Source organism: Leptospira abararensis, assembly GCF_016918735.1.
Lineage (GTDB): Bacteria > Spirochaetota > Leptospiria > Leptospirales > Leptospiraceae > Leptospira_A > Leptospira_A abararensis.
Window position 1 is genome coordinate 1 of record NZ_JAFFPR010000005.1, and the last position, 16,455, is coordinate 16,455.

At 39.8% G+C, this 16,455-nt stretch carries 16 protein-coding genes; 5 read left to right on the forward strand and 11 right to left on the reverse strand.

Annotated elements, in window-relative coordinates:
* Positions 1–24 precede the first annotated feature (24 nt).
* From JWG40_RS00545 to JWG40_RS00555, 3 genes are all read left to right on the forward strand, one after another.
* A complete protein-coding gene (locus JWG40_RS00545; protein WP_205283949.1) occupies positions 25–612 on the forward strand; it encodes a DUF6962 family protein in 588 nt (195 codons plus the stop codon).
* 41 nt (positions 613–653) lie between these two features.
* On the forward strand, positions 654–1,670 hold the full coding sequence (locus tag JWG40_RS00550) for a GGDEF domain-containing protein (protein WP_205283950.1): 1,017 nt from the start codon (positions 654–656) through the stop codon (positions 1,668–1,670).
* A 107-nt stretch (positions 1,671–1,777) separates the two neighbouring features.
* A complete protein-coding gene (locus tag JWG40_RS00555) occupies positions 1,778–2,248 on the forward strand; it encodes a HisA/HisF-related TIM barrel protein (protein WP_232369070.1) in 471 nt (156 codons plus the stop codon).
* Between the two features lie 24 nt (positions 2,249–2,272).
* On the opposite strand, the gene arsB is transcribed toward JWG40_RS00555, so the two are convergent.
* The 7 genes from arsB to JWG40_RS00590 form a co-directional block, all read right to left on the reverse strand.
* On the reverse strand, positions 2,273–3,319 hold the full coding sequence (gene arsB / locus JWG40_RS00560; RefSeq protein WP_205283951.1) for an ACR3 family arsenite efflux transporter: 1,047 nt from the start codon (positions 3,317–3,319) through the stop codon (positions 2,273–2,275).
* Positions 3,320–3,859 carry a DUF6428 family protein gene (locus JWG40_RS00565; protein ID WP_205283952.1) on the reverse strand — a complete coding sequence of 180 codons (540 nt, stop codon included), beginning with the start codon at positions 3,857–3,859 and terminating at the stop codon, positions 3,320–3,322. It abuts the gene before it with no gap.
* 18 nt (positions 3,860–3,877) lie between these two features.
* Positions 3,878–4,300 (reverse strand): arsenate reductase ArsC, encoded by a 423-nt coding sequence (locus JWG40_RS00570; RefSeq protein WP_205283953.1) that lies wholly within the window; start codon positions 4,298–4,300, stop codon positions 3,878–3,880.
* Positions 4,293–4,640: an ArsR/SmtB family transcription factor gene (locus JWG40_RS00575; RefSeq protein WP_205283954.1), complete on the reverse strand. Its 348-nt coding sequence runs from the start codon at positions 4,638–4,640 to the stop codon at positions 4,293–4,295. The genes JWG40_RS00570 and JWG40_RS00575 overlap by 8 nt, the downstream gene beginning before the upstream one ends.
* A 115-nt stretch (positions 4,641–4,755) precedes the next feature.
* On the reverse strand, positions 4,756–5,568 hold the full coding sequence (locus JWG40_RS00580) for a hypothetical protein (RefSeq protein ID WP_205283955.1): 813 nt from the start codon (positions 5,566–5,568) through the stop codon (positions 4,756–4,758).
* Between the two features lie 29 nt (positions 5,569–5,597).
* Positions 5,598–6,560, reverse strand: coding sequence for an NAD-dependent epimerase/dehydratase family protein (locus JWG40_RS00585; protein ID WP_205283956.1), 963 nt, complete (start codon positions 6,558–6,560; stop codon positions 5,598–5,600).
* Complete coding sequence (locus tag JWG40_RS00590) at positions 6,557–7,735, reverse strand: DUF445 domain-containing protein (protein ID WP_205283983.1); 1,179 nt, start codon at positions 7,733–7,735, stop codon at positions 6,557–6,559. Before JWG40_RS00590 ends, JWG40_RS00585 begins: the two co-directional genes overlap by 4 nt.
* A 285-nt stretch (positions 7,736–8,020) precedes the next feature.
* Here JWG40_RS00590 and JWG40_RS00595 point away from each other — a divergent pair, with 285 nt between their 5' ends.
* Positions 8,021–11,752, forward strand: a complete 3,732-nt coding sequence (locus JWG40_RS00595) for a Cna protein B-type domain protein (RefSeq protein ID WP_205283957.1) — start codon at positions 8,021–8,023, stop codon at positions 11,750–11,752.
* Between the two features lie 99 nt (positions 11,753–11,851).
* Here JWG40_RS00595 and JWG40_RS00600 read toward each other — a convergent pair whose 3' ends face one another.
* Positions 11,852–12,634, reverse strand: a complete 783-nt coding sequence (locus JWG40_RS00600; protein WP_205283958.1) for an ABC transporter ATP-binding protein — start codon at positions 12,632–12,634, stop codon at positions 11,852–11,854.
* The gene (locus JWG40_RS00605; protein WP_205283959.1) at positions 12,627–14,099 is read right to left on the reverse strand and encodes an HDOD domain-containing protein; all 1,473 of its coding nucleotides are present in this window, start codon (positions 14,097–14,099) and stop codon (positions 12,627–12,629) included. The genes JWG40_RS00600 and JWG40_RS00605 overlap by 8 nt, the downstream gene beginning before the upstream one ends.
* 101 nt (positions 14,100–14,200) lie before the next feature.
* Between JWG40_RS00605 and JWG40_RS00610 the strand changes: the two genes are divergently transcribed.
* Positions 14,201–14,413, forward strand: a complete 213-nt coding sequence (locus JWG40_RS00610; protein ID WP_232369080.1) for a hypothetical protein — start codon at positions 14,201–14,203, stop codon at positions 14,411–14,413.
* Here the strand turns inward: JWG40_RS00610 and JWG40_RS00615 are convergent.
* Positions 14,410–15,720, reverse strand: coding sequence for a 6-hydroxymethylpterin diphosphokinase MptE-like protein (locus JWG40_RS00615; RefSeq protein WP_232369073.1), 1,311 nt, complete (start codon positions 15,718–15,720; stop codon positions 14,410–14,412). The two genes, JWG40_RS00610 and JWG40_RS00615, sit on opposite strands and share 4 nt — an antisense overlap.
* Before the next feature lie 120 nt (positions 15,721–15,840).
* Positions 15,841–16,314 carry a DNA primase gene (locus tag JWG40_RS00620; protein WP_205283960.1) on the reverse strand — a complete coding sequence of 158 codons (474 nt, stop codon included), beginning with the start codon at positions 16,312–16,314 and terminating at the stop codon, positions 15,841–15,843.
* Positions 16,315–16,455: the final 141 nt, after the last annotated feature.

A 16,455-nucleotide genomic window follows, 5' to 3' on the forward strand; every position in this document is an offset into this window, starting at 1 on the left:
CTAAATTAGTTCTAATTCGTAGCCATGGTTTTCTCAACTTTCCTTTCAGACTTAATTCTTTCCTTAATTTCCTTAGCGATGGCTTACCGATTCGTTGGGAAGTCTTCGATCCCTTCTCGTTCTGCTTTTTATGGATTTGCCATCATCGGTATTTCTGCAGGACTTGGATCCATCCATTTTTTAGGGATCAATACCCTTGATTCCATCTATCGATTCTTTGTAGGATTGTCTGGATGTGTGGGTGTTCCGCTTCTTGGACTTGCATTCTTTCATTTTACTTTCCGATCCCTTTCGGAAAAAACTTTTTTCCTTTTCATTGCCGTAGCATTCCTTCTCTACTTAGCATTCTCTTATCTATATCCACTTCCTATTTACTCGACTGTTGTTGGTGGATTATCTATGTTTATCATTCTAATCAGTTCACTTGTTCGGTTTCCTAGAAAATCAAATGCAGCAGTGATGGGAATCATAGGATCTGTTTTGTTTATTGTTGCAGGCCTTGTGATCGGAACTAAAGGTTCAACTGGCCCTGTTCTGAACGTTGATATCTTTCATATTTTACTTGCGATTGCTAATTATTGTTTAGCAGAGGGAATTCGAAAATTAAGCTAGATCAAAAGAGAGGAGTTTAAAATATATTTCCAAGTGTATCTATGGAAAACTCCTCCGATTCAACATTAGAAAAAATACTAAAACTCCAGACAGAATTAACTGCAGCCAAACCAGATGTCCCGTTTTTATTAGACCTCATCACTCTCCGAGCCAAAGAAATTACAAGTTCGGAAGGTGCTGTGTTTGAACTTGTGGAAGGAGAAGATTTAGTTTACCGTGCGGCTAGTGGAATTGCTGAAAAACAAATTGGACTTAGAATTCCAAGGGAAGGTAGTTTTTCCGGCCTTAGCCTTCAGTTGAAAGAAACATTGTATTGTACTGATTCCGAAGTGGATGATCGAGTCAACAGAGACGCATGTCGTGTTGTTGGTCTTCGTTCTATGATTGTACTTCCCTTGTATTTTGATTCTGAAGTATTAGGTGTATTAAAAGTCCTTAGCTCTGAAATTGGTGCATATACGTCTAACGATTCTTATGTGCTCAATATGTTGTCCGGCACTATGGCTGCCATTTTACATAATGCTTACCGATGGGCCGAAAGAGAAAAAAAACTACAAACTATGGCATACTTGGCGAGCCACGACACCCTCACTGGGGTTTACAATCGCTCTGCATTTTATGACTATCTAAGGCGAGGACTGCATCGAATTCAAAATGACAAGTCCAATGTTACAATAGCTCTGTTTGATTTAGATGATTTGAAAGTGGTGAATGATACTTACGGGCATGCAGCGGGTGATTTTTATTTATCCAAATTTGCAAATCGCCTTTCCCATTTGCTTCCAGACCAAGATGTTTTGGCTCGTCTCGGAGGAGATGAATTTGGCCTTATTATGATCCATCAAGAATCAAAAGATTCTGTCATCGCAGATCTTGAAAACCTAACAAAAATGGTTGAGGGAGAAGTTGAGTTCGAAAATACAAAGCTCAAAATCAAAACCAGTGTAGGCGTTGCTTTTTATCCAGAGGATGGGTCAGAGCCGGAAACTTTAATGGCCATTGCAGACAGCCGAATGTATGAAAACAAACAATCTCGAAAAAAAGGACAAAATCCTTAAGATTCATCTATTCTTTATCCATTGATTTCGAAAAAGGAGGTTTTCGATTTCAGGATGCAAAAGAAGTCATTTCCAAAATACAAACGTTAGGTGTCGATTTTATTGAATTGTCTGGAGGAAATTATGAAGCTCCTGCTATGCAAGGTGAATCTCGGGATGGTTCTACACTAGCAAGAGAAGCATACTTTCTTGACTTTGCAAGTGAGGTGGCAAAAACGGCAACGGTTCCCATTCTTGTGACAGGAGGAATTCGAAGAAAACAAATTGCAGAGTCTGTTTTGGAATCAGGAGTTCCCTTGGTAGGCATTGCAACGGCTTTGGCTCTCAATCCAAACCTTCCCAGTGATTGGAAAGAAGATAAACAAATTGTGGAAAGTTTGCCTGATCCTCAATGGAAATCAAAAACATTAAAAGGATTGGCTAATATGGCCATGGTCCGTTACCAATTGAATCGTTTGTCAAAGAACCAACTTCCAATAGTGAATGTTTCTCCTTTGATACGACTCATATTAGACCAACTTCGTTTGTCGAGGTTAACCAAAAGGTACCGAAGCTGGATCAAAGGCCGTTCTCATTGAGAATCGTTGAGAACGGATCTGCATTTACGAGAGTTTGGTATTTTCTTTATAAAATTTGTTCCTAAATCCTATCGCAAATTTAACGAGTAAAATAAGAGCTGGCACTTCGATGAGTGGGCCAATCACTCCCACGAAGGCAACTCCACTTTGGATTCCGAAGACACCGATGGCTACAGCAATCGCCAATTCAAAGTTATTACCAGTTGCCGTAAAACTAACGGCCGCATTTTTTGAATAATCCACACCGAGTTTGTATCCAATCCAAAGGCTTACAAAAAACATAATGCCAAAATACAAAAGTAGGGGAATCGCTACGCGAATCACATCATCCGTTAAATCCAAAATCATTCCACCTTTCAAACTAAACATAACGATGATGGTGAATAGAAGTGCAGATAATGTTACTGGCGAAATTCGAGGAAGGAATTTTGTTTCATAAAACTCTTTGGCACCGAATTTTTCAAATCCATAGCGGGAAATAAAGCCTAAGAAAAATGGAATGCCTAAATAAATTCCCACAGTTTCTGCAATATCCGAAATCTGTATAGAAACTTCCGTTCCAACCAAACCAAAGTGAGGTGGTAAAATAGTTATGAATAAATAGGCATAGAAACTATAAAAGAAAACTTGAAAGATACTATTCAGTGCTACAAGAGCTGCCCCGTATTCTCTGTCTCCATTTGCCAAATCATTCCAAACTATCACCATGGCAATACATCTAGCCAGACCAATTAATATGAGTCCCGTTCTGTACTCCGGTTCGTCTGCCAGAAAAAAAATCGCTAATAAAAACATAAGGATGGGGCCAATAACCCAATTGAGAACCAGAGAAAGGATGAGTAACTTTCCATCCTTAAATACTTTTCCCATTTCTCTATACTTCACCTTGGCAAGCGGGGGATACATCATCAGTATCAGTCCCATCGCCAAAGGGATATTGGTAGTTCCAATCGATAGAGAAGAAAATTCTAAAACAACGGAGGGTAAAAAATTTCCAATGAGTAACCCAATGGCCATGGCACCAAAGATCCAAAGGGTTAAAAATCTGTCTAAAAAAGAAAGTTGTTTCATCTAACAGCAGCCTGCTGGTTCACTAATGTCTTCTCGTGATACTTTAGGAGAACAACAAGAGGCACTGGTTTTCTCTAATTTTGGAAAACTAACCACATCTTTTGGTAAACCACAACTGACAGATGCTTTACATTCTGTTTTTCCATCTTTTAAGTGGATGAGAAGAGAGTTTTCTTGTGGCTTCATCTCCGATACAAAGTATTGCCTCATCGCTGTATCTTCATTTCCAAATTCAATTCGTAAGGTAGCCTCTTCTGGTATATTCATAGAATTTGTTACTTTTTTTATAATGGAATTCACTTTTGCGAGAGTCATAGACTCGGTATCTTTTTCCACCTTTGGCTCTAATACTTGTAAAATGATCTCGGACCAAGAATCTGATTTCCCACCACAATCAACAGATTGGATATTTGCTAATTTGAATTCGGTAATATGATAGTTTGGAAATATGTTTTGGTTTTTGCCATATTCAAATTTTAATTGAAGTTCTGGATATAAATCCAATTTCGTTTTAAAGTCTTTCCATGTGAGTGTATTCATTGTATCCTTCTTTATCCTTTATAGTTCGTTCTTTATAAAATTTTCGCAGTAATTTCTGATCTCTTCTCTGGTTTCTGCGAAGGCTTTTTTAATTTCTTCTTCTGATCCTATCTTTTTGGATGGATCGGTAAAGTTATGGTGGAATTGTTTTGCATTTGTTGGGAAATAAGGGCAGTTTTCTTTTGCGTGGTCACAAACTGTAATTAAAAAATCAAACTGGATTTCCTTGTATTCGTTTATATGATTGGATGTGTGATGAGAGATATCGATTCCTGCTTCTTTCATAGTCGCAATAGCTTTTGGATTCACACCATGAGTTTCGATTCCTGCACTATAAACATTGGCCTTGTCTTTTGCAAAAAAACGCATCCAACCCTCTGCCATTTGGCTCCTGCAACTATTTCCGGTGCACAGGATTAAAATATTTTTTGGATTACTCACAACAGTTTCCTTCCTTATTATTTTTAAATTTTTGAATGAATGCAATATGCTCTGAAAATTCACTATAGGCCTTGGATAAATTTTCCCAATGGATACAATAACAAGAAGATGTTCCTTCAACCTCTCCCTTAACTAGCCCGCCCTCTTTTAGTTCCTTTAAATGTTGGGATACAGTGGATTGGGCGAGGGGAAGGATCTCTACAATTTCTCCACAAACGCAGGTTTGTCGGCTTGCCAATACTTCTAAAATAGCAAGCCTTGCAGGATGGGAGAGTAGTTTGGTGAAGGAAGCAATCCTTTGGATATTTTCCGGAAATTCCGATTTTTTATTCTGGGCCATAGTTTATCGTAAATATACGATAAACTGAACCTTCCAACTTCCGTCAAGGGAAATTGGAGATTTTCTGAATTTGGATTGGAAACTTTTTTAAGGTTCTCGGAGTGAAATTGTCTATCTAGAGTCCAGAGTTATCGGGAATGACCACAGGTTCATCAGAAGTAGGGGTATCTGGTTTTACATCGGCTGGAGTGTACCCGCTGTCATTGGGGGATGGTTTGGTACGGTTGTCCCATTCGCCTGTGCCCGGTTTTTTGTTTCCTTCCACAGAAAACAACCATTCCTCATCTTGTTTGTTTACTACCCCGTGTTCGTGAGGATAGGAATCAATGGGTCTTATCGTAATGGAGATGTATTGGATGATCCTTTCGTCTTTGATCGGATCAAGGTATGCCAAACTATCATTGCGCCATCGGTTTTTAGTCCGAGTTTCGCGGCGAAAACTTTTCATCACAAGGTCTAGGTCTTTCGAATACTTTGCAAAAAAGGCACGGGGTGTTTTTGCCTGAATTACATAGTACAATCCACCCTTTCTATGGAATAAAAATCGATTGGAAACAATTTGTTTGTGTTCCGTGTAGTGTAACACAACAAAGACGGATTCATCAAATCCGGCCACTTCATTCTCTAACATTTTTTCTCGGACTAATTTTAAGTCCGGGTATTTTGTTAAGAATGTATCTACTGTTTCTTCAATGAAACGGTCGATATCATAGTCTTTGGTCCTACGAGCGACATCAACTTGCAGGATGGCTTCTCTGTTGGTTTTGGAAAATTGGATTCGGACTGTGTCGGGGTGTCGTAAAACAGACTTTGCCCATCCTCTTGGATATTCAAATGCAAAACTCAAAGAATCTTCGATCCAGGTTGCTGCATCCAAATGAGAAAGAGTAAGACATAATAAAACAAGTAGGCAAAGTCGCTTTTTCATACTTAGAATATCGGCCCCCAGTACCTTAATTATTGATAGTCAGTGAGGCCTTTTCGTAAATCTCGTTCTGGAAAAATTCCTAAATTTTCAAAGGATTGGGAATCATAAATGGCTACCGATTCTAACAAAGGTTGGAGAGGGGAACCGTGGAAGGGTTTTCTTCTGAAAAAAGAGAGAAGTCGGAAAGCCAATTCGAAAAATTTGGCCCAAAATCCACCCACGGGAATGGGAATGAGGAAGTCTCTTGCGATCCCGAGTTCCTGAAATGTTTTTATCACTTGGTTTACTGTCACAAATTCGGGGTGAGAAAATACATACACCGGTTTTGGTGGTTTCCCACCTAGTGTTTGTTTGGTCCATGTCACTATAACTTTTGTGGCATCATCAATATGGAGAAGGGATTTTTTACGGTTGGACGAAATGAACGGATAAACCCCTCGTTTGGTGAGGGAGCGTAGTTTTGAAATAAAACTTTTTGTCCCCTTACCATAGATACTCGCCATTCGAAATATAGAGTAGGCCTTACCCGAATTTAATACATAATCTTCTGCCAAAGCTTTAGTTTTAGCATAAATGGTGGTTCCAGACCTTTCACTACTTATGTTCAAATTGATTTCTTTGGATCCATAGACAGAAACAGAACTCACAAATCCAAAATGGGGAACATTTTTTGATTTTGCAAATTCCACAAGTAATTTTGTGGAATTAACATTGATTTGGTGGTATATTTCTTCTGTGACTTTGACTCCAGAAACAACAGCAGCTAAGTGGAGGATCAAATCGATAGATTCTGGAATCAAAAAATCTTCGATTTTATGGATGGAAACGAGATCTCTTTCGTAAAATTTGAAATTTTTATGGAACCGGATGGAATCGGGAAAACTCGCATAGTTTTTCCCAATGGCTAAAATTTTATAGTCTTCGATCAAGTCCGATAATAATCTTTTTCCAAGAACACCACTACCACCGGTGATGAGAATTGTTTTTGTCATACAATAAATACCATTTGAAACCATCCCACCATAGCACCGAGTGCTGCACCTACTAAAATTAATAACAATTCATCTTCTTGAAATGCAGATCGTAAGATGGATTCAAATTCTTTGGGAGGAAGGGCTGACATTCTGTCCCCCATCATCTTTTCTATCTCCAAGGCCTCACCTAAATATTCTTCTAAGTGAAACGATTTTTCCACGGCATTGTCTGCCATAGCAACAGCAATCCTTTCTTTTGCAGCTTCAAACTCTTCGATCTTTCCAGCTGCGTAAAGCGCCGGTTTTGCGAGAAAAGTAATGGTATCCACATGTTGGATCACCTCTTTTCTGATGATGGTAATGATATCATTAGAAGCCTTTCCAAAAATTAGTTCAGACAAAATGTTTTTAGGAGTTAGAATTTTTTCGCTTACCAGCTTTGCATAAAGTCTCGAAACTTCGGATTGTCTTTTCAAAAACAAACCTTGGTAAGTGAAAATTCCTAAAAACTTTTTCGGGATTAGCGGTCGAAAGATCATTTCTAAAGCTAGGTAATTGGTTAAATAACCCACAATCACACCTTGGATGGGAAGAGTCCATGGTACGGGAAAATAAATCATAAAAACCATTTGGACAAGACCAAGTAAAAATCCAAAATAAAATCCAGACCGTTCAATGAAACGAAACTCAGGGGCTCCTACTTCTTTAAAAAGTTCTACCACAAGGCCTACATTTTTGCCGGAAAGTTTTTTTAATACTAAGGCTTTTACATCAAATAAAGAATCGATATCTCTTTGGAGTTTTCGAATCACTTTTCGGATCGTGACACCACTTTCCCTTTTGACCTTATGATAGATTTCTTCTCGAACCACTTCGGGAATCATATCCCAAAGTTTGGGATCCAAACTATCGGAAAATTCTCTCATCGTATAGCGAATGCTAGTTTCTAGTGCTGGTAAAAAAACCAATTCTGCTTTTTTCGGGTCTACTTTTAAAAAGACTTCTCTAATATTGAGGAGGCGTTCCGTAATCACATCCACTGATTTACTGGCCATCTTATGGGCCTTTCTAGGAATGATGCCTTGCCAGCCCAAATAGGGTGGGATTCCCACAAACTGAATTGGATAAAAGGTCATTTTTAGGGCAAGCCAGTTCGTCACCCAACCCACAAACCCATAGGTAAAGGGAATCATGAGGAGTTTCCACTGTTCTGGTGTCATCCAATTCTCCCACATATTCCGCTATGAGTAAGCTAAAAAAACAAAGGCAAGTGCAATACAAATTCCTCTCCGAGTTCTATTTTTCACTAATTTCGATAAGATTTGGTTTTTTTTTGCCGATACCCCTAAAAAAGATTTGATTTGTGTACGGAAACGAACTACAAATAGTACACTTCAGGTGTTCTTAGGTATTTCCCGAAGTGAAGTGGAAAGTCAGTGGTTCAACCACAAAGCGAATTTTGATTAGAGGGTAAGTCTATGCGCGTTCGAGGAATTTTTACAATTCTCGTTCTCATCTCTTTGGCAGTTGTGGGTTGTTCCCGCAAAAAGAAATCCATGCCGTTTTGGTTCCTACTCGGGACTGGTGGTGCTGTCTCTGATGCAAGTGCTGGTGCTTTGACTCCTCCCGATTCTAATGGTGTTCCCCTTCCTACTCCCGGTGATTCTGTCGGAGTGACAGATCCTGATGAAGTCCCAGGCAACAATTCTGAACAAGAAGTTCCTAACCATGGTCCCGCTCGTGTGATGGGAACCATCGTTCCTGTGGTTTCGGGTGTTCCTGCTAATATTATTTGCGGAAACCCTGGAGCGCCCCAATCTCCTGGATGTATTGATCTTACTTTAATCTCTGTTAGGATTGAGGTTGCCAATGGAGAGACAAACACTCTCGTTGCTTCAATCAATGCAGAATCCAATGGAAAATTCCAATTTGATTTAACTGACCTTCCTAATAACAACTATCGTGTGTTAATTAATACAGGATATGGACTCAACTATACATACCAAGACTTTTCATTTGTTTTTGATCCTACACAAAATCCTTATACCCTAGTCAATGTCGGAAATCTTCTCGCAGAACGTTTGTATTATGGGCAAGGTCCTGCGCAGTTTACTGGTATAGTCACAAGCCCTGGATTTTCTGGTAGTAGTGTCACTGTGCCTGCAGGTCCCATTGCTGGAATTACTGTTTCTATCCTGGATGCCAACGGAAACACAGTAGGAACAGGGGTGACCAATTCCAATGGATCCTATGTTATTTCTATCAACCCATTGCCTAACGGAAATTATACGGTTGTGTATTCTGGAGATTCTGTAGAAGTTTCTGGTCAACCTTTTGCCAATACTACAGAGTTCATTCATTTTACCTTTCCTGGTACCAATCCAAACACAGTGGCACAAGTGGATTTGGGAGAAACAAGCCTTCCTTGGATGGCAGCAACGGAAAGTGATCTTCACCTGACGGGAAATATTATTAATGGTGCCATTCCTTCCGATTCCACTACAGCGTTCACAATCAAATTAAAGAACGAACAAGGCGCCGTTTTACAAACAGTGCAAATTACGGGGAATGGGGGTTTTGCCATTGAAGGAAGTGATCTTACTAACGGTGTGTATTATCTAGAAGTAACCAACCCTGTTTTTTATACTGTCTCTAGATCCTTTTTGTTTACTGCTTCTCCGACGGGGGGAACCAAAAATGTAGCTCTGACAGATCCGATCTACATCGTTGCAAAACCTTCGCTTGTTACCGGCTTTGTAAAAGATTCTGGTGGAAATCATGTGGCAGGAACTGTGATCAATGTAAGGCCTTCGGCAAACCAAGCCCCATCTCGTCTTTTGTATTTAAAAGATGATCCTACTTTAGGAAACGCCATCAAACTTTGGATTGTGGAAGCACTGAGTGCAGTCGCTGGAACTAATTGTTCTTTAAACCAAGCAGGTTCTATTTGTTCTTGTGCAGTGAATCCGACTGCTTCTTGTTTGGCGGCTGTGCAAGGGCCCGGTCCTTGGGTTTACCAAACTTATGGAAACAAACTTTATGAAGTAAATCCAACAACTAAGGAAGTTTCGTTTCTTGGAGCTAGTGGTCTTTGGGCTTATTATATTTCGGCCCCTGGATTTGAAAATTACTGCGGATCCAATGCCTCTCCCTGTTCTTCCTATCCATTACAAGTGAGTTTGAACGGTGGTAACTTCAATGCGGGAACGATTTCATTGACATCGATTGCAGCTCGTTCCCAAATCCTTGGATCTATTTCCGTTCGTGATACAGCACCCACTTCGAGCGCCGTCCATACAAACCAATCAGGACTTTTTGTTGTATTACTCGGGAACACTTCTCTAGACGGATCCAGTCTTGCTCATATCACAACCACTTCTGCTGGCCAGTTTAGTTTTGGTGGTAGTTCCTATGTGGTGACTTTACCTGCGATTCTTCCGGTCCCTTTTACCAATGATGAATCGGGTCGTGTGGGTTATGCTTTGTATCAATTAGGTTCTGGCCTTGCGACAACCCTTTCGCAAACACCAGGTGTGGCTCGAGCAAATGATAACACTGCATCGATTGATATCATCAATGGAGACGAATACAATTTCCGCCAAAGTTCCTACCAACTCATCGTTGTGGACCGAGTGGCGCCGACTTACCAATCCAGTTATTTATCTTCCGCCAGCCTACGTGTAGATACTTCTACTATAGCTACAAACCAATATGCATCTAGTCCCGCAGTGTTTACTGTGAATGGAGTGGTAATGCACAGTCCAAGAGCTACTGTAACTGGTGTTGTCACTGACGCAGTATCCACTCAAAATGTAAGTGGAGCCACTGTGACTCTTGGCCGATTGGTTGGTGGAAATTTTTCCGCTGATGTTCACCGTGACTGTTCGGGTGGATTTGATTCTCCGAATTGTTCTGTTTCCTCCGCAAGGACTTCCGGCTCTGACCAAGTGGTTGGTTCTGTGACTTCACAATCAAACGGAAGTTATAGCTTTCCTTTTCTTTCTCCTGGGTCATACCAACTTCGTGTGGAAAAAAATGGAATCACCACTTACTTCCCTGTAGAAGTAGGAACTGGTGGTGGCACTGTCGTTGTAAACACGCCTGTCATTACTAATGATGGTCGTGGTCATCTAACAGGATCAGTACGAACTCCTGGTGGATTTTCATTCCTTGGAACTTATTCCTTAGAGATTGTAGATCCGAATGGAGGCACACGCCGTCCATCAGCAGGGGTACAACCGACTTCCATTGCCACGGGAGCCACAATATTTTCCAATGCAAGCCAATACACAATCTTTAATATCAACGCGGGTCGTTGGAAGGTTCGTTTTGTTTCTGCTGGTTACCAAACAGTTGAAGGAATTGTAGATATTCAAGCAGATGTCACCACAAATTTTGATATCATTACTTTTGTTCCAGGAAGCCAAACCAGCGGATCCATTTCCGGAAGGGCTTTGTCGGCACTCTACAATACTGGAGTTTGTAACCTAACAGCACGGATTCGACCAGGTGTAAACGTAAAGTCTGGTCCTTATGCAATCGATGCCAATGGAGTGACCATAACTTCTGTTAAAACTTCTACTGATGGTTCTTATGTGATTCCATCGGTTCCTCCAGGTAACTATACTTTAGAAGTATCAGGTGCAGGAAAAAGAGGGGATTGTACTTCCGTTCAGGAAAGTTATTTAACTACTTACCGAACCGTAGTTTCCGCAGGATCAGAAACACCGGCAAACCAAAACATACTTGTGACTCCTATCCTTCCTGACAACGAAATGCGAGTGGTGCTTTCTTGGGGTGCCAAACCTCGCGATTTGGATTCCCACCTGCAATATGGAAATTCTGCGAATGATCGCATCGTTTGGAATAATAAAACTCCACTCGGTGCAGGCAATGGAAGTTTGGATTATGATATCACAACGGGTTATGGTCCAGAAACCATCACCCTCCAAGGATCTGTTTGGAACCAACCCAATCGTTATTACAGTATTTACAATTGGTCTGGGGAAGCCCTTATGGGAATTTCTGGGGCAAATGTTCGGATCTTTAAAGGAAGTGTAGGAGAGGTGAGAAACTACTCCATAGCTCCAAATCATTCCAATCGTTGGTGGAAAATCTTTTGTATCGCACAAGACAAATCCATTTCTGATGTGGGGACGGCAGGTTGCACGGCTTCCAACTTTATTGAAAGATCCATGTATTCTCGTTAGATGGTAATATTTGATAAGCTGTAGCCAAGTTTGGATATAGCTTGAGCTTGGTTTTTGCGGATAGAGGACTATTCGTAATCTGAATCAATCAAAATTGAATTAGGAAAGGACAGTAACGGAATACTGTCCTTTTTTTTCGTTTACTTGGAGTTCCAAATCATAGAGATCTGATAGGTTTTTGTCCGTTAATACTTTGTTTTTCTCTCCAAAGCTAAGAACTTTCCCTTCTTTCATTAATAGTACTTTGGAAAAGTCTTCTGGAATTTCTTCAATTCTATGAGTGATAAGAATCCTTGTTAGATGAGGGTTATTGGTTTTTAATTGCGATAGTGATTTTCCAAAATCAGTCCTTGCTGTGATGTCTAAGGTGGCGGTGGGTTCATCCAAAACGAGGATTTCTTTTCCCACGCCAAATGCCCGCAAAAGTAAAACCTTCATTTTTTCCCCAGAAGAAAGTGTGCTATAGGTTTGGTCGATTTTATGACCAAGGCCTATGGAATGTAACAGGGATTCTGCGGTTTGCTGTTGTATTTTTGTTGGTTCTTTGTAAAGGCCTAGGGTTCCAATCACACCGGTGAGAACCATTTCAAAAGTAGTGAGCCTTTGTAATAAGGATTCTTGGTGGCCTGGTTGTACCATTCCAATTCGATTTTGTAAAGGTGCCATTGGTGTTTCGCCATATGTTTCCCCGAAGGCAGATATGGAACCTGTTGTGGGCCAAGAATAACCGAAAAGAAGGTTGATAAGAGTTGTTTTTCCCGCACCATTGCGGCCAATGATGGCTAAAGAATCTCCTTGGTTTAAGGAAAAATTGATTTGCTCTAATATCTTTTTGTCGTTTCTAACAAATGAAACAGAATCAAAAAGAATTACTTCACTCATTTGATTTTTTGAATAGGAGTTCAATTTTAGTAACGGCTGCAGAAAACACATCGATATTATCTAAATTAAACTTTGCGAGTAAGTTTTTATCAATGGCATAGAAACCTTTTTTCTGTTCATGGTAATCGGCCATCATATTAGCCATATAAATGACTTCTACAAGGTCACGCAATTCCGGTGGTGCTAAAAATGGTTTATGATGGTATTCGATAGCCACACGAAGGTCGAGAGGAAATTCCCATTTTTCGGCAAGAAGAGCACCGAGTTGAGGATGACTGAGACCAATTGCCATCTCTTCCAATAAAGTTGAGTTTGCAGAATCGGCACCTCTTTGGTAGGTTTCAATTTTTTTAAAAAATCCACGGTCCACAGAAAGCAAAAGAAACTTTCCTATATCGTGTAACAAAGCACTGACGGCAATGATATCGGCAATTTTATTTGTGTGATTATTTTCCGTTGCCAGATACCGTGCATAATAACTGCAACGACTTGAGTGGTCCCAAACATCCATCATTTTGCCGTATTGGCCATCCATTATTTTACGAACCCCAGATACATAGAGTAGGTTCCGTAAGTTTTTCAGACCCACTACCTTCACAGCTTGTAGGATAGAACTCACTTGGCTTCTGTTCGCAAAAAAAGCGGAGTTAGAAAGTTTGAGTAAGTCTGCTGATAAGGCAGGATTTCTTTCAATTTCTTGAGAGATCATATGTAAGTCAGAATCTGGATTGTTACAAAGTAGAATGATTTTTGTAAGAGAATGAGGTAGAGGTGGTAGGCCATCAATTTCGTTTAGAAGTTTTGTTTTTAGGTCAGTTTGAATTTCTACTGGCGTAGTGACTTCCGGTACAGATAGTGTAGCGCGTGTTATTTTGTCATTTGTGAAGATTTTGAATTTTTCGGAACCAATTCCAGAATTCTTTAATAGAAGTTGGATGAGTACTAATCCTAAACCAGCTGACTCTGTACTATCCGAAACGTCAGTGAACGCATCGGAAAGGTCATTGTAGTTCTTCGCAACTTCAATCCTTCGATTAACTCGTGCTAATTCTTCTTTGGTGATGGGCGCGTTGTTTTCGACGGCAAAGTGGATGGACTTACCTTCCACTTTCATGAGTAGGCTAATGTAGTAATTTCCGCCGTCTAACCTACTTAGCTGTTCATTCCATTTCATGATGATATTTTCTTGGAATCGGGACATTCCTTTTGCATAATCACCAGAGTTTTGGATGTCTAAATTTTCTCGGGTAAAATAATCACGTTTTGCATTGGCCTTATTGGCATTCATAAGAAGCTCTTTTAAGACAGTAAAGATGACTTCTACTAAATAGAGTTTGTCCATATACCCCATTACATGGACAAGTAATGCGTATATCTCCTGATTTTGTTCTTCTGTAACAAAGTAAAAGTTAATTCTCGATTCTTTTGCAGTTTCTAATTGAGAGATAATATCTTGAAAATTCACAAACGCTTTTTCCCGTAACACTCTTATATTTTAATTTCTTTTGGACGCAATAGATATTTTTTTCTCATCCAATTTCTATTTTGTCCCAGGGAAATTGTATAGTGATTACAACAGTGGAGGAAATCACTATGGATATGTTAGACCAAATGAATTTGCATTTACTCATGCAAGAGAGATTGGAAAAAATTCTTGAGGATATAGAAAGAAGACCTAAGGGGAAATCCAAAAAAACAAAAGTTTTTGATCGAATTCCCGCAAACAAAGAGCGCGCTGAGTGGAATCTACAAGAGATACCGGTTCTATTTGGTGCTTAGCTTAGTGAAAACCGCAACCAAGTGGTGAGGGTTTTTCGATGGATGATGCCGGAATGGTCTTGGTTGGCCCACTTTGCCAATTCCGCTAATGATGGGGGAAAACCCTGAAAAGATTGCAATAATTGCGTTGTTTTATATTTAGTTTGGAAACTTTTTTCTTTGGATTCGGAGAGAAACTGAATGTTTTGTTTAGATTCCTTTTGATTCAGCTCATTCCAAGCAATCTGATTTTTCCCTTTCCTTTCACCAGAATACAAACGTTTGGTGGTAAGTTCTAAACTTTTTTTCCGATTGGTTTCTGGTAAATAAAATCTTTCGTATCCGGTCCCCGCACAATGGGACTTCCCTCGTTCTGCCAAATAACTAACACCGCTCACAAAAAATTCTCTGTTTTCGATATTCTCTGTTATCGATAAAACCATACCGAGTAAATTCAAACTAGGGTTGGAATAATGAGGCCATTGTTTTCCAATTTTTTCCCGAAATAAATGTTCCAAAATTTGGTCTAGAGGGTGGCCTGTATTTACTAAAATTTTGGGATTTGTTAGATCAAAAATATAACTCGATCCACCTAACCAAGTAATAATGGGAATATGTCTCGGTATATTTAATAAAAAATGATAAGCGGTTCCCCGCCCAGAATCAAATGAAACTATATAATCGGGGATCAAATCATTTGTTAGCAAGAATCCAAGGGCGGTGTCACTGGAAAAAATAAGAAAGGACTCCCGTTCTTTCTGAATGGTTTTCAAATCCAATTCCAACCCTGGACTTGCTCCCACAAATAAAACTCTGGTTTTATTTGATGTAAAGTATTGGAACCATTGAATACTTCTATCGTTATAGAATAGTGTGATTCGATTTTTTAAGTAGTTATGAGTCCATAACCTCTGGAAATGTTGGATTGTGTTTTGGTTGACCCCATCGGAAAGAAACTGCGATCGAAAAGCCTTGCTGCATTTGCTCACCAGTTCAGGAAAAATTCGTTCGTAACTAGGAGTAATGTACAAACTCCATTTGGAAAGAGCTGATGGGGATGTATTCGAGATGTTTTGGACTTTGTTTTTTAGTTCCGACCAATTTGGGGATAATCCATCGACAAAAAATACAGAAATTCCTTTGGTTTTTGCAAGATTTTCCCAACTTTTTATTTCTGTTTGGAATTCATTTAATTCAAAAATTTCATTATATGGTTCCCAAAAAACAATGATTTGGTGGTCCTTTGGGTTTTCTACAAAAGAGCGGACATTGTGTAAGGCACCTACACCTAGGATAACAGGAATGGAATCTGTGTGAAGGGAAGACAAAAATCGGGAAGCCTCCTTTTCAGGGGAGACTTTCGAATGTAGGTAAAAATTGTCGGGAGTTTGAAAATTATAGAGGAGTTTGTTTTGAAAGTGAGGGATTAGAGGAATGGGAGTAACCTCTTAGTCCTCTTCTTCCTCATCAGTTTCTGCTTCGTCATCGGAGTCGTCGTCGAAATCGTCATCATCGTCGTCGTCCTCTTCTTCCTCTGCTTCATCACCAAATTCATCCTCAAAACCATCTTCGAGTTCTGGTTTACGAGCTTCTTCTTCAGGGATAAAATCTTCTTCAATATCTTCTTCTGCATGAGGAGCAAAAGACGCTCCTGCAGTAGAAGTAACTCCAGCCAACTTGTCTTTTTCTGCTTGGAGAATCGCTTTTTCTTCAGAGGAAAGGTATTTCCACTGAACCATATCATTGGTGAGTGCGTATAATGCTTGAACCGTTAATTTACGGTTTTTTAATTTTTTTGGGAGAGTGATCTTATCAATTTTATCGATCGTGCTGAAACCGGCCACGCAAGTTTCGTATTTTTTTTCCCGGCAAAGTTCTATTAAGGATACGATATCGAAGTCTTCTTTGTGCGATTGGCTCATTTTTTTGATTCCCTGATGGAAGAGAGTGGAATGTTAGACCAGGTTGAGGGGCAGGGGTCAGATGTCAAGGTAAAGTTCGAAAACGGGCTTTACAGGCCTTCTTATAGTCCAAACCATGGGGATGGACCGTCCAATAAATGG